This is a genomic window from Rossellomorea sp. GCM10028870, assembly GCF_042666755.1.
Classification (GTDB): Bacteria; Bacillota; Bacilli; order Bacillales; family Bacillaceae_B; genus Rossellomorea.
In genome coordinates this window covers 275,048-301,806 of the sequence record NZ_JBHTGN010000004.1, presented here as the reverse complement: position 1 = coordinate 301,806, position 26,759 = coordinate 275,048, and the positions used below count along the sequence as shown (strand labels likewise).

Here is a 26,759-nt window from a genome sequence, read left to right as displayed (position 1 = left end):
TTATGGTTCACCGGCATTCACATAATACACCAGATTATCCGTCCACTTCCCAAACTCATAAATGAATCCTTCCCGCGTGCACTCATACTGCATGCCGACACCTTCTGCAAGGCTGATCGATGGCGCGTTATCGAGATTGATATGGGCCTCGATCCTGTGGTAATTCAATTTGACAAAAGCCAGCTGAAGGGCTGCCTTCACAGCTTCTTTCCCGTAGCCCCGGTTCCAGTAACGATTATGTACCGTGTAACCGACCCTTCCCCAGTTAAAGTTGTACCGCATCAGAGTGGAGAAGTCGATGGTCCCAATATTCGCGCCACCTTCTTTCAGAAAGATCCCCAGAACATAGACCTGGTCCCGATCGATCATTTCATCATGCTTCAGAAGCATCTCCCTGAACCAGAACTCCGTGCACTCACTCATGTCCTGATAGCCAACATCATATTTATGCTGGGATGGGAGCCTGTTCAGGTGTTCCCTTAACCAGTTTTTGTAATCCCGGTTTACAAAGGGTCTGATGACCAATCGGGGTGTTTCGATGATTAAGTCCTTATATTTCATCTTTGCCCCTCCCTTTCGTTTATATAAGTCATTTTTCTTCTAATTTTGATTGTATCTTCTTTAACCATTCGATCTGCTCACGCTGGCTTTCTACCAGTCTGCTTGTTTGCTTCTCAATGGTGACTGTTATAGACCATAGCGATAGCACTAGGACCAAAATGATGACAAAAGCCCCCACTTCCCTCACCCCTCATACGTTTAATTGTATCAACCGGCCATTTAGATTGGTAGTCTTTTTTCATAAAAACGGAAGGCGTTCCTCTGAGGAGAAACGCCTTAGTCATTACTTATCATTATTCCATTCTTCCTCTAATTCCCTCTCGATTTGCTCATCGGATAAGTATTCTTCATCCATTTGCTGCACATGCTCGGTGATCCGGTTGAGCTTGGTATGCACGACCCAAAGGCTGATTACCACGAATACCATAAACAAAACGATGATGAGTTCAAAATCCATATAATCGACGCCTCCTTTACCTATGTTTATTAATCAAACACGATAAAAAGACGACTTTTGTAAGAAAAAGGACGGAAGAACCAGTCTTTTGTCTCTTAGTACGCTTTTGCCCAATATACTAGGTGTTTCGCACCTTTTTCACAGCACACACACGTTTCGGACACCTGCACCTGCTCAAATGGCATACATCGTGATGTAGCACTCGTTTCTTCTTTGATCTTGTCTTCGCAGGCACGGTCTCCACACCACATGGCTTTGACGAATCCGCCTTTCTCGTTCACCGTCGTTTTGAATTCTTCAAAGGTTTTCGCTACCGTGGTTTTTTCTTCACGGTGAGCTCTCGCTTTTTCTAAAAGATTGTGTTGAATGTCCTCTAGAAGTTCTGTGACTTTCCCCTCTAGCTCTTCCATGGCAACCGTGATCTTCTCACCCGTATCTCGTCTTGCTAAAATCACCTGCCCGTTCTCGATGTCCCGTGGACCGACCTCCAGGCGAAGTGGGATTCCCTTCATTTCATATTCATTAAACTTCCAGCCGGGCTTTTTATCACTCGCATCGATGTTAACTCGTGCAGCGCCGGCAAGCTGGCTTTTCAGATTATAGGCAAAATCAAGGACGCCCTCCTTGTGCTGGGCAATCGGCACGATCATCAGCTGAGTCGGTGCGATTCGTGGAGGAACCACCAGCCCCCGGTCATCCCCGTGAACCATGATCATCGCACCGATGATGCGGGTCGTGAATCCCCAGGACGTTTGCTGCACATGCTGAAGCTTTCCATCACGGTCCGTGAATTGAATGCCGAATGCTTTCGCAAATCCATCACCTAAATGGTGGGACGTTCCTGATTGCAAAGCCTTCCCGTCATGCATCAGGCTCTCGATCGTATACGTATACTTCGCACCGGCAAACTTTTCTTTTTCCGTTTTCTGCCCCTTGATGACCGGGATCGCCAGCAGCTCTTCACAAAGCTCCGCATACACCTCAAGCATTTTCACCGTTTCATCATGTGCCTCCTGGTCCGTTTCATGACACGTATGTCCCTCCTGCCAGAGGAATTCCAATGTTCTCAGGAAAGGACGGGTCGTCTTTTCCCAGCGGACCACATTGGCCCACTGGTTATAAAGCTTAGGCAGATCACGGTAGGAATGGATAATGTTTTTATAGTGCTCTCCGAACAATACCTCGGAAGTCGGACGTACACATAATCGTTCCGCCAGCTCCTCTTCCCCTCCATGGGTCACCCATGCCACTTCAGGCGCGAAGCCTTCGATATGATCCTTCTCCCGTTGCAGGAGGCTTTCAGGTATGAAAAGTGGCATATACACATTTTCATGCCCTGTTTCTTTTATTTTCGCATCAAGGGCATCTTTGATATTTTCCCACAGGGCGTACCCGTAAGGTCTGATGATCATCGACCCGCGGACGCTTGAGTAATCGATCAGCTCCGCCTTCGTCACGACATCCGTATACCATTGGGCAAAATCCTCATTCATGCCCGTAACATCTTTTACAAATTCTTTTGCCATTTGAAAGCACCTCTTATTTTTAATTGGATTGGTTTAGTTATCAGCGAAATTTTCATTTTATCAGCGGAATCCTGGATTTATCAGCGAAATTTTCATTTTATCAGCGAAATACCGGATTTATCAGCGAATCGCCTGATCGACACCCATAAAACAAAAAAAGCCCTGCTTCTCATCAGGGACCATTTCTGGCGGTACCACCCTGATTCAAAGCAAAGCTTTACACTCATTCCATGATAACGGTTTCGGACCGCTGATATCTTCATTCGATACAGAACTTAGAGGCAGGTTCAAAGGTTCATCTATAGGAGCTTTTCACCAAAACGCTCCCTCTCTATAAAGACAAGATCCCTTTACTGATCCTCGGCAATGTTTCACATATTTTAGATGATTATATATAGATTTGATGGGGGTGTCAATATTTGTTACAAAGAATAAATTCTCTCCATCTCCCGACTAAAGAAATCATTCCCATTCCTCTCATCAAAATCTCCGGCGATCTCTTTCGCAATTTCACTCATCACATCAATGGCAAATCCCGGACGATGACCGGCTTCCACAAGCTTACGGTGAAGAACAATCGCACTCATATAAAAGTAAAACAACCCGTAAGGATCCTTCCCGCTATCCGCATACTCGATGTGACGCTCCAATACTTTAATTCCCCTGACAGGTTCCGTTAAAGCAAGAAACCGGATATGTTCGGAAGCTTCGACTAAAAAGTGTGGCTTATCATAGATGAAAAAGTATCCTTTTGACTGATAGCGCGAGGCTTCCTCCACCTGACCATCTTCAACATAAGGCAAGAGCAGCTTACTATAGGTCAAGTGGGGAATTTCACCACATGTCACTTCTTTTGATAATAAAAGCATTTCAATGGGGCGGGCTTTTTCCTTTTCCCCGGTAAAATAAAAATACTCAAGCTGTGTCTGATATTCACAGGCTTCACAGTCTGAAAGCGAGTCTCTTTCCGCTGTCATCCACTTTTGATAATACTCTTCCGCTTCCTCTACATTCCCTGTTTTCAACGCACGTTTATGCTGATGCTGGTAAAAGGGGCCTAGACTGTAGCCATAACGGTCATACGCTTCTTGAAAGTCACTGAAAAAGGCATCTAACAGTTCCGTGTCAATGCCGGGCATCTTCACCAGATGCTCCGCCATCCATTTATAGATCCAAAAGAGGCTTTCCACCCAATCCTGCAGGCTCTCTTCATTATCTAAAAAGAAGCCGTTGCACCACTCGAAATGATCGAATAATTCCTCATACTCCCCAAGATAGTTGACGGTCCTCATGATCCCGAACCGGCAGCAAAACTCCTTATAGAGGTCCTTTTCTTTCTGAGCAATGGACAACAGATCCTCTAAACCGTTCCATTTCTCATAACTTGCTTCTTCCTGGCCCATCAACTCTTCCCACCGGTCCCAGTATTGATCAGCCGTCATCTTCATCCACTGACCCCCTTTGTGCCTTTTTTATTTATTATAACATTCAGAATTACGTCTTAACTGTTTTTCCCAATAATTCCTGGTAGAGCTAATATACAAAATCACTGTAACCCCAAGCATGATCATCGAACCCGCAATCACAACAAATCGAATCGACACCAACTCGGCTCCCACTCCAATAAGCACCGTGGAAAGGATGACCAATACCCCTTCCAGCAATCCATAAATACTGCCTACCCGCCCCATGATCACAGCGGGAATATGTTCTTGATAAAAGGTTTCAAACCCTGTCGTCGCAAAGGCCAGGGCAAATGATAAAACAGCAAACCCAATCGCCGCTAATAAGAAACCTTCTGAGAAAGAATAAATCAGATATCCTCCGGAAACGAGCAGAGAACCAAATCCCATCAGATGCATGTGATGGAGCTTATGGGAAAGGGACGCGTTCAGGATCGACCCCAATACAAATCCACCCCCTGCAACGCTTACAAGATATCCATACGTACTGTTCGAAAGCTGCAATACCTCTTTAGAAAATGCGGCCTCAAGGGAATCGATGGCTGCCGTCATCACAAGCAGGATGCTGAACAAGACGTAAAGAACCATCACATAAGTAGCGCGCCGGCTGAACCTCCACACCATCCGCCAATCCTCTTTGATGACTTCCCATTTGGTATCACCTTTATCAACTGGGATTCCATCCTCAAGCTTCGGTAGAAACAGGGTGATCACTCCTGATAAAAAGAGGGCCAATGCATTCATATAAAGGGCAAACGTAGGTGTCCCCATCATGAACATCAGTCCGGCAATTCCAGGTCCAATAAGAAACGCACCCGATCCGATCAGCCCCCTGATAGCATTGAATCGCTGTCTATTACCCCGGGGAATGATGGTCGTGATGTACGCCATGGACGCCGGATAAAACATGGCGCTTCCCATATTGATGATCAACACAACCGCATACACCCACCAATTGGACGAAAGAAAAGGCAATGCCGCAATCAACACCCCTCTGAAAAAATCAAGACCCGCCATCAGATTCCGCTTGTTGACCCGGTCAATCAAGCTTCCCGCCCAGCCATTTGTCAAAATGGCCGCCACAGGCTTCAAGACATATAAAATCACCACTGCCAGAGGTGATCCCCACTCGTCTAAAACAATCAAATTTAGGGAGATTAAATAAATCCACCCTCCTACATTCGAAATCCCGATGCCTGCCAGCAGCAATAAAGGATACTTCCACTTCCTCATTGGTTATTCCTCCCCGCGATATGTCTAGAAAAACAAAAAAAATCCCACCCCCAAGACGTTGATCTTGGGGGCGAGATTCGATATCGCGGTGCCACCCCAGTTCGTTAATATGTCGCCATACTAACCTTTTCGGGTACGGCCAACAGGCTTATACCCTAGCCCGATAACGGGAGCTCCCGTCACACCATCCCCATTGCCCGGTTCCGATGCGCTGCTCAGAGTCTTGATTCAATACCGTCCCTCTTGCTCCTTTTCAGCTGCCGGAGCTCTCTGTTAAAGATTTCAGGATATCTACTCTTCTCTTCATGGCATTTAATTGAAATTTTTATTATGATAGCATGATAGAGGGAGGAAGTAAATGGAATATTCACATAAAAGTGATATGGATGATCAGTTCACGAAGTCGTCGAGTTCCCTAGTGCCTGCTGTCATTCATCGCCCAACCGACACCCCGAAACATCACCAGTAAACAAAAAAAGAGCACTCCCAATTCCCGAGCGCTCTCCCCCATTAACTCCCCATCTTACGGCGAGTATTGCTGGGCTTCTTCGTTTGTTGGCTTTGCATGCGTTGATTCGACGCTAAACCGCCTGTTGATTGTTTCCCACCGGCTTGTGCTTCCTTTTTCTTTGCCAGCTGCTGCTTCATTGCTTCCTGCAGGCTGATTTTTTTCTTTTCTGGCTGTATTTGCTGATCATTATTAGACATAATGGGATCTCCTTTTGAGACAACTAAATTTTTGAAACTACTCCTATTATAATACATCCTCCATCAGAAAACATCTCGAGTTCCAAATTAAAAAGCCAACCCGTTAAGGATTGGCCGTCATTTTCTAGTGATATCCATTCTGCCCGTTAGCAGAACCGGATGTTTTCTGTTTCGGCTTGTGCTTGCCGTTTTGCTTTGTGCCGCCGTCTTTTTTCGTTTTCTTTGTCATGCTGAATCACTCCTAATAAGTAGTCGTCATCAAGAAAACTTGTGGTTTTTGAACCATTCTTATTTTGTGCAAAAAAAGAAAAGAGTTCCCCGGTAATTACCGGAAAACTCTCTTTTCTAATCAAGCTGCTGATTGAGGAACGTCTTCGTCGACTTGAATGACAGATCCATCGTTTAAGCGCTTTCTTAATGTGTAAATAAAAGCTAAGATTGCGGCGATGGTTACGACTGTTGCTCCCATATAGGCTGTACCCATGGATAAACCGAAACCGATTGGTGCATTCAGGATATAAGTGAATGTCACCATTGTCATGAAGATCGCTGGAATCGTTGCGACCCAGTGCGGTTTCTTTTGAAGGGCCAGATACATGGCACCTACCCAAAGAGCAATCATTGCTGTCGATTGGTTCGCCCAGGAGAAATATCTCCATAATAGATTAAAATCAATTCGGGTCAATACGACTGAGATCACGAACAATGGAATCGCAATCCAAAGTCTGCTCGAGATTTTCACTTGTCCTACTTTGATATAATCGGCAATGATCATACGCGCACTTCTGAATGATGTATCACCAGACGTGATCGGAAGAATGATTACTCCAAGGATGGCGAGTGTTCCACCGATTGATCCAAGCATAAGGATCGATACTTCACTTACAACCGCTGCAGGTCCGCCTTCTTTCAGGATGGCATTCAGTTCACCAGGCTGGAATAAACTCATGGCAGCTGCTGCCCAGATCATCGCAATGATCGCTTCTAAAATCATCATACCGTAGAAAATTTTGCGTCCGTTCTTTTCATTTTGCGTGGTTCTTGAAATGATTGGTGATTGTGTGGCATGGAACCCTGATAGTGCCCCACAAGAAATTGTTAAGAATAATAATGGGAAAATAGCAACTGAATCAGGATGCATATTCGTTAAGCTGATCTCAGGGATATCCGCCCCTGTAATCACTAATCCTGCACCGATCCCAACCGCACTCACTACAAGCAGTGCTCCGAAAAGCGGGTAAACCTTACCGATGATTTTATCAATCGGTAATAGGGTTGCGACAATATAATAAATAAAGATTGCGGCGATAATGACACCAAGTGAAATCCAAGCCGGCGTCAGATTCGCGATCAGTGCTGCAGGTGCTGTAACGAAAACCGTTCCCACCAGCACGAGTAATAAAATCGAGAATGCGTTCACCACATGCTTCATCGTTTTGCCTAGAAATCTTCCTGCAAGCTCCGGTAAATGAGCTCCACCGTTACGGATCGAAATCATCCCCGTTAAGTAATCATGCACCGCTCCGGCAAAAATCGCACCGAGTACGATCCAAAGGAAAGCGACCGGTCCATAAAGTGCTCCCATGATCGGACCGAAAATGGGTCCTACACCCGCGATATTCAACAGCTGGATCATAGAGTTCTTACCCGTCTTCATTGGTACATAATCCACTCCATCCGCCTTCGCATAAGCAGGAGTCGAACGACTTTCATTAATTCCAAAAATCTTTTCAATTAATTTTCCATATGTGAAATAACCGATAATTAATACAACAATCGAGACCAGAAATGTGACCATGCTTATGATCCCCTTTCGTTCATTTGTGAATACGCTTTCATTATAGCAATCAAATTCACAGTTTTGTCACATTCTGTTCAAGATGTCGTAAATCAGGGTTGAGATGTTCTGAGCGGGGGTTAATGTGCATGGTGGAAATGATGGGTGCCTGGCACTATTAGATGGTTTGGTGCCTGGCACTGATGACGGGTTTGGTGCCTGGCACCAGATGCTTGATTTGTACCAGGTACCAAAAGCCATATTTGTACCTGGTACAATAAACCGTATTTGTACCTGGTACAAGTCCATTAACCTGTACCCATTACAAACAACATCAATTGCACCTGGTACAAACCAAACTCTCAAAAAAACACCCCCACCTACAACTCCAATCGCTCCCTCAATTCTTTCACATAATTCCGGCTCACCGGAATTGCCTCAACCGCTCCATGAACCTTCAGCTGATACACACCGCTCCCCCACGGGATGAGCTCCTCCACGAAGGGCAGCTGAACGAGGTAGCTTTTATGAACCCGGAAAAATGGATATGTACTGAGCTTCGATTCCAATTCCTTGATCGGCAAGCGGCACGTATACTTCTTCCTCTCCGTACAAATAAAGGTTTCCCGCTCTTCACGGAAGATATATAGAATGTCTTTCGGGCTAATGAATACAATTTTGTCTTCATCCTGAACTGCCAGTTTCCCCATCGACGGACTCTCGCTTTGCTCTTTCACTCCCACTTTCAAAAGATTCTTCAACCGCTCCATCGTTTGCCCGAGCTGATCTTCTTCAAATGGTTTCAATAAGTAGTCAACGGCCTCAACCCGGAACGCTTTAAGGGCATAATCCGGATACGCAGTGGCAAAGACGATTTCCGGTTTGTGCTTCATTTTTTGCAGGGCTTCTGCTAAGTCGACCCCGCTCATGCCCGGCATTTCAATGTCAAGGAATAAGACATCAGGTTCTTTTGTTAAAATGATTTCCAATCCCTTTTCGGCAGAGCTTGCTTCTCCGACTACTTCCACCCATGTATAACCGCTTAATAGATGTTTCATTTCCTCCCGGCTATATGGTTCGTCATCAATAATGGCGACTTTCATTCTTTATCACTCCTTACCGTAAATTCAACGGTGGTTCCATTTCCTATTGATGAAGTGATCGATAGACCTGCTTCTTTCCCCATCATCATTTCCAATCGTTTGTTCACGTTATAGAGTCCGATACCTGTACCGGACTGTGATTCCACAGGCTCAAGCAAAAGCTTCTCCAGTCTCTCTTCATCAATCCCCGCTCCGTTATCCTCCACACGGACAGTCACCTCATCACCATTAAGCGCAATCGAAATCTTGAGCACAAATCCTTCTTCAACATTCTTCATCCCGTGCTTAATCGCATTTTCAACAAGAGGTTGAAGGGTAATCGAAGGGACTTTCGCCGGCAGGGCATCTTCATCAATCTCATACACCACTTCCAGCCGGTCAAAAAATCGTGCTTCTTCAATGGCGAGATAGGCCTTTACATGCTGTCCTTCTTCTTTAAGAGTCGAGGTGGATTTCGTGCTTCCTGTCAGATTCTGACGTACAAACTGAGATAGTGAAATCAGCAGGGTCCTTGCCTTATCGGGATTGATCCTTGTCAACGACACGATGACATTAATAGTATTGAACAAAAAGTGCGGATTGATCTGTGCCTGCAGCGCCTTTACTTCTGACTCTTTCGCAAGCTCTTTATGGGTATCGATTTCAGCAAGCTCCAGCTGATGGCTAAGCAGGGTCGCAATCCCTTTCGTTAATTCCATCAGGATAGGCGAGATTTCTTTTTCCGAATGAAAATAGAATTTAAGGGTTCCGACAATTTCATCCCCTTTTAAAAGGGGCGCCATGATCGCCGCTCCCAATGGACAACCATTCCGGTCGCATTGAATATCCTCTCTTCCCACCTTCATGAGCTCTCCCGTTTTGATGACCCGTTTCGTCGCTTCGGTTTGAATCGGGCGCCCTTGTTGATGGTGATCCGAGGCAAGACCTACATGAGCGAGGATGTGGGAAGTGTTCGTGATGGAAACTGCCAGCGCGTTCACATCTCTCATCAGGATCTCACACGTTGCCTGTGCAGAGGCGGCATTCAATCCTTTTCGCATATATTTCACCGTGCTATCAGCCAATCGAAGTGCTTTCTGGGATTGAGCCGCTCCCATCCGCTCTTCTTCATAAAAAACGCTTTTAATGATCAGCAGGAAAATCCCGGTTCCGACTCCATTTGCAAGGATCATCGGCCATCCGATATCGGAAACGAGTAAATACGCATCATCAAACGGCTTCGATAATAGAAGAATGAGAAGCATCTGCATCCCTTCTGCGACAAAGCCAACCAAAAACGCTTTTTGAGGGGAAACAAGCCTGTTCTTCTTTTCCCGCTTCCCGATCCACCCCGCCAGTAATCCAGCTAACACCGTCGAGATCCCGCACGAGAATGCCGTGAATCCTCCAAGAAAATACCGGTGGACCCCAGCGACCAATCCAGCTCCTAGTCCGATCCATGGACCACCCAGTAACCCGGCGACCACGACACCGATCACCCTTGAATTGGCAATCGCTTCATTCTGCTGAAGATGCCACTGCCATTTTGTATATTCCTCTTGAAACGGATTCACGATCAATCCTGTATATGTACCAACGATCCCGAAGAAACCAAATAGCAATATGAGCAAAAAAGTCTGGGTTTTCTTCACATGGGTTCGTTGTTCAATAAGATGACGGAAGAAGCTGATCCTGGTCATAATAAAAGCAATCGTCACAATGATACCAAGCCTCTCCACCATCGCAGCTATCAACAAGGGGACCACCTCTCTTTCTTATATACATAAAAAAAGAAGACCTACTAAACGTCACGTTTAATAGAATCTTCCCCTACTTTGACCTGTACTATGTCCGGGGAGTCTTTCCCCTATTTTAACATGAATCTTTGTCTTTAATCGTGACCAGTGCATTGATTTCTCCGCCGATCATGATGATGATTCCCGTTAAGTAGAACCAGATCATGAGGACGATGATCCCTCCGATGCTGCCGTATGTGGCTGAATAATTCCCAAAGCTTCCGACGTAATAAGAAAAGGCCAAGGATGCGAGTACCCAGCCAAGCGTCGCAAAAATCGCCCCCGGGAACGCACTTAAGCATTTGATCCGTTTGCTTGGAGCAAAGAAATACAACCCAACGAAAATAATAAACAGGATGATGGGACTGATCGCCCAGCGAATCCCGTTCCATACCGTTAAAAACTGCTCTGAAAATCCGAATTGAGAAAATAATAAAAGACCGATCTGTTTCCCGAACACCGGAAGTAAAAGAGCTATGACAAATACGAGAATCATGGCTAGTGTCAATAGAATAGACATGAGACGGGTCGCAATGAATGATCTTGTTTCCTCTACATCATAAGCACGATTTAAACTTTTCACGATGGCATTCATCCCATTGGATGCCGACCATATCGTGGCGATGATACTGACAGACAGTAAACCGGAATTCCGGTTCGACATGATGTCCTGTAGCGTTTCCTCGATCATGGACATCGTTTCCCCTGGTGCAAAATCCCTGACCAGACCCAGTATGTCCCCCTGCTCGACAGGAAGGTATGGCAAGAGTGTTACGATAAAAATCAGCAGTGGAAAGAGCGATAAAAGAAAGTAATAGGCAATTTGTGCGGCCAGGCCCGTTACATCATTCGCACTAATATTTGAGAAAAGACTTTTAGAAAATCCTTTCCATCCTCCTTTGACCGTCTCATCCGACATGTTCTCACCTCGTTTAATTAATATCCCTTGAATGATGAAGCAATCGGTTGATTTTCTTCATCCTGAGTTGTTAGTTCATTTGATGTTTCCCTATCTGAAAACGTATCTTTATAGGTTTCTGAAGAGTCTTCAAAGGTTTCTTTTGTTTCCTCGATGATTTCTTTCACCTGTGGAGTCATCCCTTTGATTTCATCTACCTTTTCACTGATGAATTGAATATCCCTGCTGACCTGATCAGCTGTCGTACGTAATTTCTCATACACTTCCTTCGATGACTCGACCAGTCTTTGAGGATTTTTTGAGTATGTTGAAATATAATTCCCACTGTTCTTTAAAGATGTACCCATTTCCTGACGGGTCGTTCTATCCAAGAGGGAAAGCAGCCCTCCTGCCACGGCACCTAACAAAACCCCTTTGAAAAATTTATTGCTTCCCATATGTATTACCCTCCTTCAAATGATTGTCTTTTTTTATTTTTTCTAATAATAGGCTGCAGCCGGACTCCACTAGATCATACACTTCTTGAAAATTCCCCGTGAAGTACGGATCGGGAACATCTTTCTCCCGGCTTTCTTCCACCAGGTCCAGGAGCTTGAACACCTTTCCGTGATGATCACGATCAAGAATCTTCTTCATGTTTTGTTCATTCGAAGCGTCCATGGCCACGATGTAATCATATTTCTTATCTTCACCATGGAATTGTCGCGCGAGCAAGCCATCACTCTTTATATTATTTTCTCTAAGAATGGCTAAAGTTCCTTCATGAGGTTTCTTACCGACATGCCAATCTCCCGTGCCTGCAGAGTCAACCTCAATCACGCCATCCAGATTCCCTTCTTTAACCTTTGACCTGAATATCGCCTCCGCCATAGGGGACCGGCAAATATTTCCCAAACATACAAATAACACAGATACCATGAACGTGCCTCTCCTAACGTTTTAACTTACCTACTCATTTCCCATTCCTTAATAGTGTAAAACATTCTCAGAAAAAAATCCTTCTCGGGTGGAAGTTATGTTGACAGGTTCAAGGAATCATGGAAAGATAAATATAATGAATGCACGTCAGAAAGGACGATTCCATATGGATTTATCACAAAATACAACGGAAAATATCGAATTCATGGTCACTGCCATTAAAGAAAAATTAAAAATTGTCAATGCCGGAGCCGTAAAGCCTGAAGACTTCAATGAAGAAATGTATGAAGATCTTCACGACCTTTACGTAATGGTCGATCGCAAGGACAGATTCAGCCCGAGTGAAATGACTGCGATCATTGAAGAAATGGGTAACCTGCGAAAATGATATGTAAAAAGGGGACATTCCCTCAAAGGTACAAAATACCTTGGGGAATGTCCCCTTTCATTTACTTGTCCTACTTACTAGAAAGAAGCGCCAGTGATTCACGGTTGAATGCTGGAATATCATCCGGTGTCCTGCTTGTCACAAGCTGGTTCCCGCATACGACAACTTCTTTATCCTCGTACGTCACACCTGCATATTCCATATCAACCTTGATGGACTTGAAGCCAGTCGCTTTGCGTCCTTCCAGTGCTTTTGCCGTAATCAATAATTGTGGACCATGACATATGGCGAATACCGGTTTTTTCTCATCCATGAAATGCTTCGTAAATTTCACGAAACGGTCATCTGCACGCAGCTGATCAGGAGAGAATCCCCCTGGTAATAATAGGGCATCAAAGTCTGCAGGATTAACGTCATCGATGCTTTCATCAATTTTCACCGTTGCATCGCCCTGCTTCCCTTTCACTGATTTCCCTTTTTCTTTTTCAATCGTCACAACTTCGTGACCTGCTTCTTTAAACGCTTTTTCAGGATCTGTAAATTCTACGTCTTCAAACATGTCTGTGATTAACGTTGCTATTTTAGCCATAAAATTGAAACACTCCTAGTTATCGTTTGTTTTTTACCACACATGTACTTTACCCTTTGTGCATACATTCAAACACAACACCCTTATTTATCCATCGTGAATTGAGAAAAAATCGTGTTCCTCTGCACTTCATACACTTCTTCACCCACGATATCATTGATGATTTGAATATTACGGTCCACAGCCAACCCTAAGTTCGTTGCCCCTGCACCGTGAGAATGCTCCAGGCTCGTCACCGTATAGAAGTGATGATCCCGGTCTCTGTTCTCTTTGAATTCCAGCTTATAATTTCGGGAGACTTTATACTTCTTCTCATCCTCCCAAACGATTTTGTCCTCGAACTCCTCAAAAAACCAATCAGGAATATTCGGCTTATAACCCGTCGCCAATATCACTTTATCCGTCTGATATGAAAAATCACGCTCTTCCTGCCATTGACGGCAATTCAGAACGTACTGATCCTCCTCTTTCCGGATCTTACTCACTTCCGTTAAAGGCTGAATCATAATGTCCGGTGAGTGATCACTGACCGAATGATTATAAAGGATGTTGTAAATATTATTGAGGGTATCGGGATCAATCCCATTCCGCAGCTGATCCAATGTTTCTAATGCCTCCACACGCTTCTCATACGTCAGCCCATGAAAATAATCCACATAGTCAGGGGCAAAGAATTCCTGTCCAAGCTTCGACGACTCGAGCTGCAATATTCCTTCTGAACGGGTCAGCCATGTAAGCTGATATGAATGATTTTCCTGCTCCTTCAATAAATCAAAGAACACCTCGGCTGCACTTTGACCGGATCCCACAATTGTAATCGCGGAACCTTCCATTGTTGTGTTTTTATGGAACAGATACTTACTCGTATGATGTACGTCCACATCCGGCAGACCATCCATCCCGTCTAAAATCAACGGCTTACTTCCCGTCCCCATCACCACATGCTTCGCATAATAGATCTCACGCTCGTCGGTCAACCGGTTATCGATCACAACCTTATAGCAGTCGCCCTGATCCGTGACCCCGATCACTTCACTATGAAATTGACAGCAGCTTAGCTGACTCACCACCCAGCGGGCATAATCATTGTACTCCTGCCTGGGCATTTCAAACTTTTGAAAAAAGAAAAATTTATATAAACGATTATGCGTATGTAAGTAATTCAAATAACTGTACCGGCTTTGTGGATTCGCAAACGTCACCAAATCCGCAATAAATGGAACCTGCAGATCCGTCAGATTGATCAACATCCCCGGATGCCACTGAAACTCAGGTGTCTGATCAAAAAACTTCACCTTCAAATCCGTCTTCTCCTCCATCAACGCCGCCAAACTTAAATTGTATGGACCAATCCCAATACCGATACAATCATATACATCCTGTCTACTCAATTGGCTCTCCTCCACATTTGTAATCATCTTTCTATTTTTACCCTAAAACGATGGGGGATTACCCTTTTTAGTGAAAATAATTGTGACGGATGTGTGTGGTGGGCGAATATTTTGACTGGTGAATTTCGTGTGATATTTAACAGTTGATTTTCAATCGGAATTTGACTGTTAAAATATACCCGATATTCAGCTGCTGAACTATTTTAATTGATTCGCTTTAAGAATTGCACCCTTAACGGTGTTTTTTATTATTCGCGATTGAATATTGGTTAAGGAAAGGGACAAATGTGTATAGATGCGGTACTTCAAAGGGGATGCGAAACTTTTTATTATCGAGTTTCCACTATATAATATTATCGACTTTCGGATTATATTATCGACTTTACTCCATATATTATCGACTTTCCAGATATATTATCGACTTCGGCACTTTTATTATCGACTAAGGATAAAACGACACAAACCGACATACACCTCCGCCACACACGCCAGCACCACATACCCAAACAAAAAAACCAATCCCACCACAGGATCAGTTCTTCCTGAATATCATCACATACCATCCGCCTTCTTTCACGATCGGTTCGACGGACTCCACTTTGAAATTTGTTTTAGCGGCCAATGTCTCCATCTCCTTCTGCGACGGAATCGGATACAGGTTCTGGAAGGTCATGAAGAAGCTGTTGAAGGCGCTGGAAAACTGCTGACCGTGCTTTGATTTCTGCATAGGTGTCAGAACAAAGAACAAGCCTTCTTTTTCAAGCCAAGTCGATGCTTTCTCAAAGAATTGCAGTCTCTCGGACGGATCGATATAGTGAAAGAGATTATTGGCCATGATCATGTCAAAGAGCTGACCAGGTTCATATTCATGGAGGTCCTTACAAAGGATTTCAATATTTTCATAGTCACTGAGCGATTCTTCAGCAGCCTTTGCGACGGCTTCATGAATCTCGATCCCTACCATTCTCTTATCAGGATAGCGATCTCCTATTCTTTTCACATACCCGCCTTCACCACAGCCCAGATCCAATATCGAATTCACATTGTATCTTTTAATCGCCTTCTGTACCTTTGGAAAGGCAAAGCGCTCTAACAGAATCGACGTTTTGGCTACAGTCGAGCCATGGACATCGGAATTGAAATGCTGCTTCGTTTGATTACGTAATAATTGTGGATACGACAAGAGGGCCGGTATGTGAAGCTCCATCATTTCTTTCAGCAAAATACCTGACGAATGAGGGTCCCTCTTGGGAGTCGGAAGCTTCCATCGGTTTCTCGTGGTGACTTTCTCATCCTCCACCCGCTTCATATGCTTGATGGTGATGCCAACTTCTACCCACTGTTCAAGGAGGTCCATTTCGATATTTTTTTCAAGCGCAACTTCCTGAATGGAGGCAGGCTTTGTAAAGCTTTCAAAAAGATCCATTTCATACCCTACATAAGCGTGCCAGCTGTACAGAAACGGCACATTCTTTTTCATCCATGTTCTTGCCCGCCATACTTTCACCATTTCTCCGATCATCGTAGTGCCTCCTTTCCTTTCCAGGGATAATCCTGAACTTCCGTAAATTTTGTGTTGGATTTTTCTTCTTCTGTTAACGAATCATTTCTGATTGGAAGCACTCCCCCCTGGACCATCCGGTCGTACAGGGTTTCTCTCCACATGCCGAGACCGGATATGTTCAGCATCTGCTTGTAATGGGAGATCGAATCCCTCTCCATGCGCTGAAGGCTCTTATTTCGCAGCCAGCCAACCGGGCGATACGGATATGAATAAACCAGGGCCGATAAATGACTGAGATGCATTTGATGGGCCACCCTTCTTTTCCGGACCTTTGGGTACCACTCTAAATTAGCAGGATCTAATTTACCGGCCGAATACATATCACACAACAATTCTCCAAGAATGCTCCCATCCTGTATCGCCATATTCATTCCTTCTCCTGCCATAGGGTGAACCGTGTGGACGGCGTCTCCTATGAGGGCAAGATGATTCTTCACATAGGTTTCCGCATGATATTTCAGGGGTACCATCAGCTGAATTTTTTTCCAGTCCTCTATTTGGTTCACATACCCATCGAGATCCGGGCACATTTGGATATAGAGCTTATGAAATTCTGAAATCGGTTTTTTCCGAAGAGACTTATATTCCCCTGCTGGAATGAGATAAACGGATCGTACTTCATCGTTTGGTAACGGGAACAGACCCAGGAATGATTGATATGTAGAAATGATACGTCCCTTCACCATTTCCTTTGGACGTGGAAACGTCACCGTCAAGAAATGATGGTTGTACTTTCTTTCCTTTACATCCACTTCCATATAGTCACGGGTGACAGAGCTTCTTCCTTCAGCCCCTATAATGAAATCACTATGAATCTCGTGTATCTCTTTCGTCTTCCGATCCTCGATGGTCACCATGTGACCGTCTATTTTCTTACAGGCTGTATTTGATCGATAATGAAATGTTGGATACTCCTGCCCTTTATCTCGTAAAATCTCCTTTAACGTTTCATGATGGATCATTAATGAGTAAGGGTATCGACTGGGAAGAATCGAGTAGCTCATCGTGGAGTTCTCCGCTTTTGATTTCGCACGTTTCAATTCAATGAGTTCCAAATCGGAAATGATATGGCCGTTTTCGGAGACGGAGTCAATGACCCCCAATGAATCGAATATTTCCAGGCTTTTTGGCTGGAGGAGTTCGCCTTTGTATACGGAACCTGGACCTGGTAACCGTTCCACTACCGTTACGTCTATATTGCACTGCGCTAATTTCAAGCCGAGTGTCAGACCGCCGATTCCTCCACCACTAATAAAGACGTTTGTCTCCATTTCTCCTCACCTCTTTCTCTCTCTTTAACCTTTTTCCAGGATGTTGAAACGTGGCGATGTGCTCTCATCCAATCGCCACGAGTAGACAAGTTCTTAAGAAAGAAAAGAGAAATAAGAAATTTGTAGAACGTACTATTTCCCGGAAAATATCAGCATTTCAAGAGTCCACCTTATCTGGAATTTACATTTTTTGTCGGATGATTTCCCTTAGTTAAATCGACAATAGCCGAGGAAATAAAAAAACTCCACGACAAGAGTTCCCTCTCATCATGGAGTTTCTTCTATTCTATTTTTCATTTGCAATCGGCAGCAAGATCGTAACGGTCGTTCCTTCCGATACATTGCTTTGAATCGATAGTGAGCCGTGATGTTCTTTGATGATTTTTTGGCAGATCATCAATCCGAGACCGGTCCCTTTCTCTTTCGTGCTGTAGAAAGGTTCACCTAAATGCTTCATTCGCTCAGGCGGGATTCCATTTCCATTATCCTGAATGGAGATTTTCGCATAACCGTCTTCTTTTTCAAGTTGAACACTGAGGAGACCCCCACTTGGCATGGCTTCCAGGGCATTTTTCATGACATTTAATATGACCTGTTTCATTTGATGGGAATCACAATAAATTTCCGCTTCTTCCACGGAGAACCTTACATCGACTCCTTGCTTCAGGCATTCCATCTTAATGAATTCGACAGAGCTTGTGAGCAGGGTCGTTAAGGAGGTCAGGGAAAATTGAACGGCTCTTGGTTTCGCCAAGGCCAGAAACTCATTGGTGATGATTTCGATTCGATCGAGCTCTCCCTGGATGACCCCTAAGTAAAAGTCATCCTTCGCATTTTCTTTCATTAGTTGAAGGAAGCCTTTCAGGGTCGTCAGCGGATTTCTGATTTCATGGGCCACTCCTGCTGCGAGCTGTCCGATCATCGCTAACTGTTCCGATTTCTTCAGTAAGTCTTCATTTCGCTTCTTCTCGGATAGGTCCCGGATGATGGCTGAAATACCGATCAGGTTTCCATCGTCATTTAAGATCGGGTTCATGTTAAAGGCAATTTCAATCGGCGTGCCGTCTTTTCGGTACCGCACCGTTTCATAATCCTTTATTCGCTTCCCGGCCTTGATGGTCATTAAATTCTGTTTGAATTGTCCTACCTGGTCTTCCTGGTGAATAAAGGTGATTTTATTTCCTGTAATTTCATCTTTATTCCAACCGAACATCGATTCAAACTGCTGATTGACCTTCAATACGCTTCCCTCTGGATCTAAAAGAACAATTCCATCACCGGCATGCTCAAAGTACGCTTCCAGTAATTCTTTCGCTTCTTTTAGTTCTTCTTCCATCTTCAGTTTCTCTGTGATATCCTGTCCGAATCCATAAATTCCGATGACCTTGTTTTTGACCCGGATCGGGATGTTGGTGACCGCTACATGGCTTTTGCCACCTTCACCATTTTCGAAGGTGGTGACAAATCTTGACGCTTCTCCTTTTAGGGCGACTTCAAAGTGATTGATGGCTGAATGCTTACTGCCTTCCGCGATGAATTCACTGAAGTGACTGCCGATCATATAAGGAGAGATATGATTCCATTGCTGTTTCACAGCAGGGTTCACTTCCTGGATGATCCCCTTCGTATCAACCATATAAATATTATCAGGACTGTATTTCACAATTGACTTATACTTTTGCTCGCTTTCGATCAGTTTTCTCTGAATATCTTTGATCAGGGAAATATCTGAAATGGAGCAGATGATTTCCGCTACTTTTCCATCTTGTACCACTGGGACGATGGAGGCGATATATTCTAAATCCTTGTATTCATCCTCATACGTCAACTCTTCCCCTGTTTCCCATATACGCTTTAGTTTAGGTTGGATTTTCCCTAAATGATGGGAATCAAATACTTCTTCAATGGTTTTACCAATCACCTTTGAAGGAGTCAGATTTAATTTTTTCAATAGCTCCCCTGCCGCCATCTCGATGACAAATTCATTGTCCCTCTTATTAATCTTATAGGTGATCGTCTTTTGGAGGCGAAGTGTGTTCTCAAGTTCCGCCTTCAATGAGACCAGTTCGTTTTCATAGTTTTTCTTCTCCGTGATGTCGTGAAGGATGATTCCGACACTGTCTACAGTTCCGTCACTTTTGTAATTGGCCGGGGAAATGGTAATATTGCATGTAATCTTCCGTCGATTATCCATCATGAAGGTTACTTCTTCCCCGGTCGTATTCACTCCCCTTATTCCGTTCATCACTAAGTTGATAAAGGCTTGATTCTGAAGGGGTGTTTGATTGCACAGGGACTCACCCAAAACGGTATCGGAAATATGAAACAGCTCCTGAAAGGATTGATTCATCTCCACTACTTTCCCTTTGTTATCAAGAATACAAACACAAGTCGGGGTGTTATAAATAAGAGACTCATATATGGCCGAACGGGAGTTATTTGAATAATCATGGGATACGTGCTTCTCTCCACACACCTCCGGAACAATCATCACTAATTCTTTTTGTTCATCGATCTGTTTACGTTTAACTTTGTAGGTATAATGATTTAATCGGATGGAACAATTCTTTTCTACTAATATTTTCTGAAGAAGATTATCTTCTTGCAGGGTCAAACCTTTCCATTCTTCATTCTCTTCTATAAAATTTTGGTCTTGCACATCTATTATTGCAGCCGGGACTGGAATCGAGTCAACACTCAATGCATGATAGGGTTGCATATCAGCCATAGTACCTTCCTTTTTTGTATCGTTATTTACCACCATTTTACCCTACCTCTTCAAACATATAAACGGTCAATATATTTCATATAAAAAACCCGGGCACAACCATCTGCCCAGGTTTCTCCTATTTTCACAGTATTAGAAGGTTTTCACCTTCGCAAGTTTGGCATAATGAACTGCAATATCTGCCCCTACATGAGCATTGTTCTTCACGAGTTCGATATTGGCTGTAAGGCTCTTTCCTTCTGTTAATTCTTTTACTTTCCCAAGGAGGAAAGGCGTAGCTTCCTTACCTGAAATACGTTGTTCTTCCGCTTCGTTTAACGCTCTTTCTATGATACTATTCATCTCGTTTTCATCCAGTGCGTCCTGGGCAGGGATCGGGTTAGCGATGACCACGCCTCCTTTTAATCCAAGGTCCCATTTCGCTTTTAGAATATCAGCCGTCTCTTGGGCGGTCTCTACTTTATAGTTCACTGAAAAAGGACTGCTTCGTGTATAAAAGGCCGGTAAGGAATCTGTTCCGTATCCTAAAACAGGCACTCCTTTTGTTTCCAGGTATTCCATCGTCAAGCCTATATCCAGGATGGATTTAGCACCGGCACAGACAACGGCCACGTTCGTCACAGCAAGCTCCTCAAGATCCGCCGAAACATCCATCGTCACTTCTGCATTCCGATGCACACCCCCGATGCCTCCTGTCACGAAAACCGAAATACCAGCAAGCTCCGCGCAGATCATGGTGGCAGCAACCGTAGTCGCCCCGTCCTTTTTAAAAGCAAGGATATAAGGGATGTCGCGGCGACTTGCCTTGATCACGTCTGAAGCCTGTCCTAAATATTCAAGCTCTTCATTAGATAAACCAATCTTGATCTTCCCGTTCAAGATGGCAATCGTTGCTGGAACTGCACCCTTTGAACGAATGATACCCTCCACTTCACGAGCGGTTTTCACATTTTGTGGATAAGGCATTCCATGAGAAATAATCGTTGATTCCAATGCCACAATTGCCTTTCCTGCCTTTTTGGCTTCTGATACTTCCTGCGAGTATTCAATATATGAGTTGATATTCACGTACATTTCCCCCTAATCAATAGTAATGACTAAACTCTTGTTGAAGCTTGGACTTGTTCAGCGTAGGTGCCACCGTAAATTTGGATTGCAGTGTAATGGACGAGCAGATCACTCCGATCCGGCAAGCTCCTTCTGTATCGGATCCTTTTAAATAGCCAAATAATATTCCCGCAACAAGGGCATCTCCAGCACCGGTTACATCAGCGACTTCAACTTTGGGAGGTAACACGGCTCTCGCTTCTTTATAAGTAGTGTAATAGACCAATCCCTGATCTCCCCGTGTAATCACGACCCTTTCCGCACCTCTTTGGGTGATGGCTTTGGCCGCTTTAAAATAGTCGCCCTCTGTCTCAATCGTCATTCCTACATACGTTTCCGCTTCCCCTTTGTTGCATATGAACCAGGAAACCCCTTCCAATGATGTAGGAAGCTTCAACACTTTCGGTTCAGAAACCGGGATGATCGTAAGGGGCACTCCCTCCGTTTGGCACCTGCGGATGATGTACTTCAGTACATCCTCTGGAAAATTGGTGTCGAGCAGCACCATTTCAGATGAAGAAATCAATCCCCATCTCTTATCAATAAAACCAATGTCAACGCTTTCATAAATGTTCATATCAGCCAGGGCAAACAGCATTTCCCCTTCTTCGTCCAATATGGCGGAGTAAGCCCCGGTGCTTTCATTTGGAAGCCGCTGGGATGCGGATACATCGGCATACGACTTCGTTTGAGATAAAAGCCAGCTTCCTTCCGTATCTTCGCCTACAACCGTTATCAAATTGGCCTGTTTTCCCAGCCGGCCTAAGTTTTCGGCAATATTGCGTGCCACGCCGCCACTGGATTGCTCTGTTCTCGCAGGGTTTGAGGTTTCAGGAATAAACGTACCGTCCAACTGAAGCTTCCGGTCGATATTTGCTCCTCCGATGCACGTGATCCCGTTTTTCTTCGGAAGAACATACGCACGCCCCATGATTTTCCCCTGCTTCACCAGATTCGAAATATACCCTGCAACCGCTGAGCGTGACATCCCACTTCGCTCGGACAATTCCTGTTGAGTCATAAATGGATTTTCCTCAATATACGTCAACAAAAGCTTTTCTTTTTCGTTCACAAGCTCCCACCCCTATAAAGAAAAATAACTTTTGTTAATATTTTAAACTTTTGTTTAAATTTAGACAAGAAGGAAAATAAAAGAAAAAGCGTCCCGATATACCTCAGGACACTTCTTTTCACTATTTACTTGCCTTTACCTCATACACATGTTGACTCGATTCAAGAATATGGTCGGGTTTAGGCTTGCCGGCACTCGCTTTATGACCTGCAATATGCTCAGGGCTCTTCTCCCAATTTTTCCAATCCGCTTCCGATTCCCATTGAATCATGACAATCACTTCTTCGTCGCCGCGGCGTACTTTTTTGACGAGGACTTTTAAGTCGATAAACCCTGGCTGTTTTTCAATTAATCCCTCACCGGAAAACCTTTCAACCACTTTTGATGATGCTCCCTCTTTCACTACCAGTCTCTTTATTTGATAAAACATATTATAAACCTGCCTTCGCATCTTCAACCATTTGTTTCATCGATTGAAGTCCGCCTCCTGAAAGGTACCATGGGCCCCCATTCAGATAGACGATTTTTTCATTTTTGTAGGCGTTCGTTTTTTGTACAAGTTCGTTTTCAATTGAATCTTTGACGCTTGCGTTTGGATCAAAGGCAGCATCACGGTCGATCACAAACAGAACATCGGGATTTTGTTCCAATACATATTCAAACGTCACATTTTGACCATGAGTGGATTCCTCTATGTTTTCATCAGAAGGCTTGAATCCGAATACATCATGGAGAATTCCGAAACGGGAGCCAGGACCGTATGCACTGACTTCCCCTTCATTCCCCATCAAGATCAACGCTTTGCTATCAAGGCTTCCAGTCTTCTCTTTAATACCGTCGACACCAGCTTGAACATCCTCTAATTCCTTCTTCATTTCATCTTCTTTATTAAAGATTTCTGCAATGGTTTTCATGTTGCTTGTGAATGATTCCATGTAATTTGTGTAATCCGTCTGAACATACACGGTGGGAGCGATTTTCGCGAATTCTTCATACATTTCCGATTGGCGGGCAGAGATGAAAATCACATCCGGTTTCATGGAGCTGATCGCTTCAAAGTCTGCTTCTTTCAAACTTCCTACGTTCGTGTAGTCAGAACCGCTGTATTTCTCAAGGTATGGAGGAATGGTTGCTTGCGGTACTCCCGCTACTTCCACTCCAAGCTCATCTAACGTATCAAGGACACCGAAATCAAACACGACGACCTTTTCAGGATTTTGCTTAACCTTCGTTTCGCCAAGTTCATGCTTGACTGTGATTTCTTTCAGTTCTTCGTTTCCACCGGAACTCTCCGATTCTGTCGTTGATTCTTCCTTTGAACCGCACGCTGCCAATACTAGTAAAACTGTAAGTAATAGTGTTATTAATGACCATTTTTTCATTATCTTTTCTCCTCTTTTTTATGAATTAAAATAAACACAAATCCGATTTTCGTTCATCTGTTGTACAGGAATGTCCATATCATAGATTTCCTTTAACGCTTGGGTTTGAATGATGGTATCTGTTGAACCTTCATTTATGACCCTGCCATTTTTCATTGCAACGATTCTGTCTGAATACACCGAGGCAAAATTGATGTCATGCAGGACAATGACGACCGTCTTCCCCAGATCATCCACTAATCTGCGCAGAATTTTCATGATCTGGACGGAGTGTTTCATGTCCAGGTTATTCAGGGGCTCATCCAGGAGAATATAATCTGTATCCTGGGCGATGACCATGGCAATGAAAGCACGCTGCCTTTGCCCCCCGGATAATTCATCTAAGTAGTTCCCCTCTAACTCCCCCAGATTCATATAGTCAAGTGCCTGATTAACTGCCTTTTCATCTTCTTCCTTTAATCGGCCTTTCGAATAAGGAAATCGTCCAAACGATACCAGTTCTCTCACCGTCAAACGGACGTTAAGGAAGTTCGATTGCTTTAGGATCGCGACTCTTTTGGCAAGATCATCTGATTTCATTTTCTTGAGATCAGCTTGATCCAGTATGATTTCACCACTATCTGAGTCAAGCAGACGGCTTACCATTGATAAAAGGGTCGACTTCCCGGCACCATTCGGTCCAATAAACGAAGTAATTTGACCAGGCTGAATCGTGACAGTCACGTCTTCAACCACCAGCTTTTTCCCGTACGACTTGGATAGCCCTCGAATGTGTATCATTTGGCTTTACTCTCCTTTAACAAAAGATATATAAAGTACATTCCTCCGATGAAGTTTACAATCACACTTAGGGTCGTGGAAAACGTGAAGATCCGTTCTACCACCCACTGTCCGCCAACGAGGGCAATGATACTCATCAAGCCCGCGCCGGTAATGAACATGCTGTGTTTGTAGGTCCGGAAGAATTGATAAGCTAAGTTTGCGACGATTAATCCGAAAAAGGTAATCGGCCCGACCAGGGCGGTTGAAACAGCAATGAGTACAGACGCAATCACCAGCATACGACGCACCATTCGATCATAAGGCACACCAAGATTAATGGACATCTCCCTTCCCAATGACATGACATCCAGGTAATGGATCTTCCTCCAGCCAATCATCATCACGATGGTTACCACGATAAGGGCAAGCCAAACCAGATCCGCATTCATGTTATTGAAACTCGCAAACATCTTATCCTGAACCATTAAAAACTCATTGGGGTCAATCAACACTTGCAGGAATGTGGTGATGCTTCCAAAGAATGTACCAACGATGATTCCGATCAACAATAAATAGTAGATGGGTTGATTACTATGACGGAATAATAATTGATACAGGATAAGAGCAAATACAATCATGGCTGCAACCGATAGTAAGAAGTTTATATTCTTGTTGATGACAAGCATGTGATCCGATCCCAGGAAGAAAATGATCACCGTTTGAAGAAGGAGATAAAGAGAATCAAGCCCCATAATACTCGGTGTTAAGATCCTATTATGTGTGATCGTTTGAAATACGACCGTTGAATAGGCGATTGCGATTCCCGTAATGACCATAGCAAGCACCTTCATCCCCCGTCGAGGCAGTGCATAATCATAGCTTCCATTTAGCTCGTAGAATAAATAAATCCCGCAAAATAACAGGGCTACAAATAATAAAATAAGCATTTTCCACCGATTACGCATATGCCTTCCTCCTTACCAGCAAGTATAGGAAGATGGCACTGCCGATGACCCCAACCATTAAACTAATCGAAATTTCGTACGGGTAGATGATAATCCGGCCTAAAATATCACAGACAAGAAGGAAGATCGCTCCAAGTAAGGCCGTATGAGGCAATGTCTTCTGTAAGTGATCTCCTTTAAAGATGGAAACGATATTGGGTATGATCAAACCCAGAAATGGGATCATCCCGACAGTCAATACGACTGTCACCGTAATGAGGGCCACCAGAACGAGACCAGTATTCACTATTCTGCGATAAGAAACACCAAGGTTCCTGGAGAAGTCCTCCCCCATCCCGGCGACAGTAAACCGATTCGCATAAAGATAGGCAATGATCATAATGGGAATGCTTATGTACAAAAGTTCATATCGGCCTTTCATGATCAATGAGAAATCACCCTGCAGCCATGCCGCCATATTTTGAATCACATTTGCCTTGTAGGCAAAAAACGTTGTCACCGAAGACAACACATTCCCAAGCATCAACCCGACGAGGGGGATAAAGACTGCATCCTTGAACTTGATCCGATCGAGTATTTGCATAAAAAGCAATGTGCCGGCTAACGCAAATGCAAAAGCAACAATCATCTTCTCAAGTAAAGAGGCGTTTACAAACACAATCATCGATACAAGGATCCCCAGCCGGGCAGCATCAATCGTCCCCACCGTCGTAGGGGATACGAACTTGTTTCGACTCAAGCTTTGCATGATCAACCCTGCAATGCTCATTCCCGCACCGGCAAGTAAGATCGCCAATAATCGGGGGAATCGACTGATGAGAAAAATCTGTGTCTCTTCGGATTGAAATTGAAGTAAATCCATCGGTGTAATATGGCTCACTCCTACAAATATAGACAGGAGTGACAGCAAGATGAGCGCAATAAAAAGGTAACGTTGTTTCATGACTATCCCCAAAACTTTCATTGATTTTACTAAATTTCATTGATATTGAAAATCATTATCATTTAGCACATGACTATCATATACTGCATTTTCAAAAGGTGTCAACACCTAATTGAAAATGATTATCACTAATTCCATAATCATCCACGAACCAGAA

At 44.0% G+C, this 26,759-nt stretch carries 26 protein-coding genes and 2 other annotated features; of the genes, 1 reads left to right on the top strand and 25 read right to left on the bottom strand.

Annotated elements, in window-relative coordinates; all coding sequences use genetic code 11:
* The 13 genes from ACFQWC_RS17735 to ACFQWC_RS17675 all read right to left on the bottom strand — a co-directional run bounded on the left by ACFQWC_RS17735 (window position 1) and on the right by ACFQWC_RS17675 (window position 12,440).
* Complete coding sequence (locus ACFQWC_RS17735) at window positions 1–561, bottom strand: GNAT family N-acetyltransferase (protein ID WP_377108736.1); 561 nt, start codon at window positions 559–561, stop codon at window positions 1–3.
* A 28-nt stretch (window positions 562–589) separates the two neighbouring features.
* On the bottom strand, window positions 590–739 hold the full coding sequence (locus tag ACFQWC_RS17730; protein WP_299741656.1) for a hypothetical protein: 150 nt from the start codon (window positions 737–739) through the stop codon (window positions 590–592).
* A 105-nt stretch (window positions 740–844) separates the two neighbouring features.
* Window positions 845–1,018, bottom strand: coding sequence for a hypothetical protein (locus ACFQWC_RS17725; protein ID WP_299741654.1), 174 nt, complete (start codon window positions 1,016–1,018; stop codon window positions 845–847).
* A gap of 95 nt (window positions 1,019–1,113) precedes the next feature.
* Window positions 1,114–2,544, bottom strand: coding sequence for a proline--tRNA ligase (gene proS, locus ACFQWC_RS17720; RefSeq protein ID WP_377108735.1), 1,431 nt, complete (start codon window positions 2,542–2,544; stop codon window positions 1,114–1,116).
* Window positions 2,545–2,715: 171 nt separating this feature from the next.
* Window positions 2,716–2,920 (bottom strand) — a binding site (T-box leader).
* 46 nt (window positions 2,921–2,966) lie between these two features.
* Window positions 2,967–3,992, bottom strand: a complete 1,026-nt coding sequence (locus ACFQWC_RS17715; RefSeq protein ID WP_377108734.1) for a hypothetical protein — start codon at window positions 3,990–3,992, stop codon at window positions 2,967–2,969.
* 24 nt (window positions 3,993–4,016) lie between these two features.
* Entirely contained in the window at window positions 4,017–5,240 is a 1,224-nt protein-coding gene (locus tag ACFQWC_RS17710; RefSeq protein ID WP_377108733.1) for an MFS transporter, read from the bottom strand.
* Between the two features lie 63 nt (window positions 5,241–5,303).
* Window positions 5,304–5,556 (bottom strand) — a binding site (T-box leader).
* A 194-nt stretch (window positions 5,557–5,750) separates the two neighbouring features.
* A complete protein-coding gene (locus tag ACFQWC_RS17705) occupies window positions 5,751–5,948 on the bottom strand; it encodes a hypothetical protein (RefSeq protein ID WP_299741647.1) in 198 nt (65 codons plus the stop codon).
* 349 nt (window positions 5,949–6,297) lie between these two features.
* Window positions 6,298–7,746 carry a carbon starvation CstA family protein gene (locus ACFQWC_RS17700; RefSeq protein WP_299741645.1) on the bottom strand — a complete coding sequence of 483 codons (1,449 nt, stop codon included), beginning with the start codon at window positions 7,744–7,746 and terminating at the stop codon, window positions 6,298–6,300.
* A gap of 359 nt (window positions 7,747–8,105) precedes the next feature.
* Window positions 8,106–8,828 carry a LytR/AlgR family response regulator transcription factor gene (locus ACFQWC_RS17695; RefSeq protein ID WP_377108732.1) on the bottom strand — a complete coding sequence of 241 codons (723 nt, stop codon included), beginning with the start codon at window positions 8,826–8,828 and terminating at the stop codon, window positions 8,106–8,108.
* A complete protein-coding gene (locus ACFQWC_RS17690) occupies window positions 8,825–10,561 on the bottom strand; it encodes a LytS/YhcK type 5TM receptor domain-containing protein (protein ID WP_377108731.1) in 1,737 nt (578 codons plus the stop codon). The genes ACFQWC_RS17695 and ACFQWC_RS17690 overlap by 4 nt, the downstream gene beginning before the upstream one ends.
* Before the next feature lie 118 nt (window positions 10,562–10,679).
* Window positions 10,680–11,522, bottom strand: a complete 843-nt coding sequence (locus ACFQWC_RS17685; RefSeq protein ID WP_148967403.1) for a YihY/virulence factor BrkB family protein — start codon at window positions 11,520–11,522, stop codon at window positions 10,680–10,682.
* A gap of 17 nt (window positions 11,523–11,539) precedes the next feature.
* A complete protein-coding gene (locus ACFQWC_RS17680; protein ID WP_299741639.1) occupies window positions 11,540–11,959 on the bottom strand; it encodes a hypothetical protein in 420 nt (139 codons plus the stop codon).
* Window positions 11,946–12,440 carry a low molecular weight protein-tyrosine-phosphatase gene (locus ACFQWC_RS17675; RefSeq protein WP_299741638.1) on the bottom strand — a complete coding sequence of 165 codons (495 nt, stop codon included), beginning with the start codon at window positions 12,438–12,440 and terminating at the stop codon, window positions 11,946–11,948. The genes ACFQWC_RS17680 and ACFQWC_RS17675 overlap by 14 nt, the downstream gene beginning before the upstream one ends.
* A 166-nt stretch (window positions 12,441–12,606) precedes the next feature.
* On the opposite strand from ACFQWC_RS17675, the gene ACFQWC_RS17670 reads away from it, so the two are divergent.
* Window positions 12,607–12,828 (top strand): DUF1128 domain-containing protein, encoded by a 222-nt coding sequence (locus ACFQWC_RS17670; RefSeq protein WP_044338940.1) that lies wholly within the window; start codon window positions 12,607–12,609, stop codon window positions 12,826–12,828.
* A gap of 70 nt (window positions 12,829–12,898) precedes the next feature.
* Here ACFQWC_RS17670 and ACFQWC_RS17665 read toward each other — a convergent pair whose 3' ends face one another.
* The 12 genes from ACFQWC_RS17665 to ACFQWC_RS17610 all read right to left on the bottom strand — a co-directional run bounded on the left by ACFQWC_RS17665 (window position 12,899) and on the right by ACFQWC_RS17610 (window position 26,602).
* On the bottom strand, window positions 12,899–13,417 hold the full coding sequence (locus ACFQWC_RS17665) for a type 1 glutamine amidotransferase domain-containing protein (RefSeq protein ID WP_299741630.1): 519 nt from the start codon (window positions 13,415–13,417) through the stop codon (window positions 12,899–12,901).
* Between the two features lie 83 nt (window positions 13,418–13,500).
* Window positions 13,501–14,808, bottom strand: a complete 1,308-nt coding sequence (locus ACFQWC_RS17660; protein WP_299741629.1) for a lysine N(6)-hydroxylase/L-ornithine N(5)-oxygenase family protein — start codon at window positions 14,806–14,808, stop codon at window positions 13,501–13,503.
* A 532-nt stretch (window positions 14,809–15,340) separates the two neighbouring features.
* On the bottom strand, window positions 15,341–16,330 hold the full coding sequence (locus ACFQWC_RS17655; RefSeq protein ID WP_299741627.1) for a class I SAM-dependent methyltransferase: 990 nt from the start codon (window positions 16,328–16,330) through the stop codon (window positions 15,341–15,343).
* Window positions 16,327–17,643: an FAD-dependent oxidoreductase gene (locus ACFQWC_RS17650; RefSeq protein WP_377108729.1), complete on the bottom strand. Its 1,317-nt coding sequence runs from the start codon at window positions 17,641–17,643 to the stop codon at window positions 16,327–16,329. Before ACFQWC_RS17650 ends, ACFQWC_RS17655 begins: the two co-directional genes overlap by 4 nt.
* A 286-nt stretch (window positions 17,644–17,929) precedes the next feature.
* Complete coding sequence (locus tag ACFQWC_RS17645) at window positions 17,930–20,407, bottom strand: PAS domain-containing protein (protein ID WP_377108727.1); 2,478 nt, start codon at window positions 20,405–20,407, stop codon at window positions 17,930–17,932.
* 96 nt (window positions 20,408–20,503) lie between these two features.
* A complete protein-coding gene (locus tag ACFQWC_RS17640; RefSeq protein ID WP_299742643.1) occupies window positions 20,504–21,433 on the bottom strand; it encodes a pseudouridine-5'-phosphate glycosidase in 930 nt (309 codons plus the stop codon).
* Between the two features lie 22 nt (window positions 21,434–21,455).
* Window positions 21,456–22,550: a carbohydrate kinase gene (locus tag ACFQWC_RS17635; RefSeq protein ID WP_299741622.1), complete on the bottom strand. Its 1,095-nt coding sequence runs from the start codon at window positions 22,548–22,550 to the stop codon at window positions 21,456–21,458.
* A gap of 121 nt (window positions 22,551–22,671) precedes the next feature.
* Complete coding sequence (locus ACFQWC_RS17630) at window positions 22,672–22,980, bottom strand: antibiotic biosynthesis monooxygenase family protein (RefSeq protein WP_299741620.1); 309 nt, start codon at window positions 22,978–22,980, stop codon at window positions 22,672–22,674.
* Window position 22,981: 1 nt separating this feature from the next.
* Entirely contained in the window at window positions 22,982–23,932 is a 951-nt protein-coding gene (locus ACFQWC_RS17625) for a siderophore ABC transporter substrate-binding protein (protein WP_299741618.1), read from the bottom strand.
* A gap of 18 nt (window positions 23,933–23,950) precedes the next feature.
* Window positions 23,951–24,712, bottom strand: a complete 762-nt coding sequence (locus ACFQWC_RS17620) for an iron ABC transporter ATP-binding protein (RefSeq protein ID WP_299741617.1) — start codon at window positions 24,710–24,712, stop codon at window positions 23,951–23,953.
* Window positions 24,709–25,659 carry an iron chelate uptake ABC transporter family permease subunit gene (locus ACFQWC_RS17615; RefSeq protein ID WP_341357347.1) on the bottom strand — a complete coding sequence of 317 codons (951 nt, stop codon included), beginning with the start codon at window positions 25,657–25,659 and terminating at the stop codon, window positions 24,709–24,711. The genes ACFQWC_RS17620 and ACFQWC_RS17615 overlap by 4 nt, the downstream gene beginning before the upstream one ends.
* Entirely contained in the window at window positions 25,652–26,602 is a 951-nt protein-coding gene (locus ACFQWC_RS17610) for an ABC transporter permease (protein ID WP_377108724.1), read from the bottom strand. The genes ACFQWC_RS17615 and ACFQWC_RS17610 overlap by 8 nt, the downstream gene beginning before the upstream one ends.
* Window positions 26,603–26,759 lie beyond the last annotated feature (157 nt).

Bases quoted from the DNA above. Each gene is read 5' to 3' on its own strand.
- ACFQWC_RS17735 (WP_377108736.1), bottom strand. From the start codon at position 561: ATGAAATATAAGGACTTAATCATCGAAACACCCCGATTGGTCATCAGA.
- ACFQWC_RS17725 (WP_299741654.1), bottom strand. From the start codon at position 1,018: ATGGATTTTGAACTCATCATCGTTTTGTTTATGGTATTCGTGGTAATC.
- proS (WP_377108735.1), bottom strand. From the start codon at position 2,544: ATGGCAAAAGAATTTGTAAAAGATGTTACGGGCATGAATGAGGATTTT.
- ACFQWC_RS17715 (WP_377108734.1), bottom strand. From the start codon at position 3,992: ATGAAGATGACGGCTGATCAATACTGGGACCGGTGGGAAGAGTTGATG.
- ACFQWC_RS17710 (WP_377108733.1), bottom strand. From the start codon at position 5,240: ATGAGGAAGTGGAAGTATCCTTTATTGCTGCTGGCAGGCATCGGGATT.
- ACFQWC_RS17705 (WP_299741647.1), bottom strand. From the start codon at position 5,948: ATGTCTAATAATGATCAGCAAATACAGCCAGAAAAGAAAAAAATCAGC.
- ACFQWC_RS17700 (WP_299741645.1), bottom strand. From the start codon at position 7,746: ATGGTCACATTTCTGGTCTCGATTGTTGTATTAATTATCGGTTATTTC.
- ACFQWC_RS17695 (WP_377108732.1), bottom strand. From the start codon at position 8,828: ATGAAAGTCGCCATTATTGATGACGAACCATATAGCCGGGAGGAAATG.
- ACFQWC_RS17685 (WP_148967403.1), bottom strand. From the start codon at position 11,522: ATGTCGGATGAGACGGTCAAAGGAGGATGGAAAGGATTTTCTAAAAGT.
- ACFQWC_RS17680 (WP_299741639.1), bottom strand. From the start codon at position 11,959: ATGGGAAGCAATAAATTTTTCAAAGGGGTTTTGTTAGGTGCCGTGGCA.
- ACFQWC_RS17675 (WP_299741638.1), bottom strand. From the start codon at position 12,440: ATGGTATCTGTGTTATTTGTATGTTTGGGAAATATTTGCCGGTCCCCT.
- ACFQWC_RS17670 (WP_044338940.1), top strand. From the start codon at position 12,607: ATGGATTTATCACAAAATACAACGGAAAATATCGAATTCATGGTCACT.
- ACFQWC_RS17665 (WP_299741630.1), bottom strand. From the start codon at position 13,417: ATGGCTAAAATAGCAACGTTAATCACAGACATGTTTGAAGACGTAGAA.
- ACFQWC_RS17655 (WP_299741627.1), bottom strand. From the start codon at position 16,330: ATGATCGGAGAAATGGTGAAAGTATGGCGGGCAAGAACATGGATGAAA.
- ACFQWC_RS17650 (WP_377108729.1), bottom strand. From the start codon at position 17,643: ATGGAGACAAACGTCTTTATTAGTGGTGGAGGAATCGGCGGTCTGACA.
- ACFQWC_RS17645 (WP_377108727.1), bottom strand. From the start codon at position 20,407: ATGGTGGTAAATAACGATACAAAAAAGGAAGGTACTATGGCTGATATG.
- ACFQWC_RS17630 (WP_299741620.1), bottom strand. From the start codon at position 22,980: ATGTTTTATCAAATAAAGAGACTGGTAGTGAAAGAGGGAGCATCATCA.
- ACFQWC_RS17625 (WP_299741618.1), bottom strand. From the start codon at position 23,932: ATGAAAAAATGGTCATTAATAACACTATTACTTACAGTTTTACTAGTA.
- ACFQWC_RS17620 (WP_299741617.1), bottom strand. From the start codon at position 24,712: ATGATACACATTCGAGGGCTATCCAAGTCGTACGGGAAAAAGCTGGTG.
- ACFQWC_RS17615 (WP_341357347.1), bottom strand. From the start codon at position 25,659: ATGCGTAATCGGTGGAAAATGCTTATTTTATTATTTGTAGCCCTGTTA.
- ACFQWC_RS17610 (WP_377108724.1), bottom strand. From the start codon at position 26,602: ATGAAACAACGTTACCTTTTTATTGCGCTCATCTTGCTGTCACTCCTG.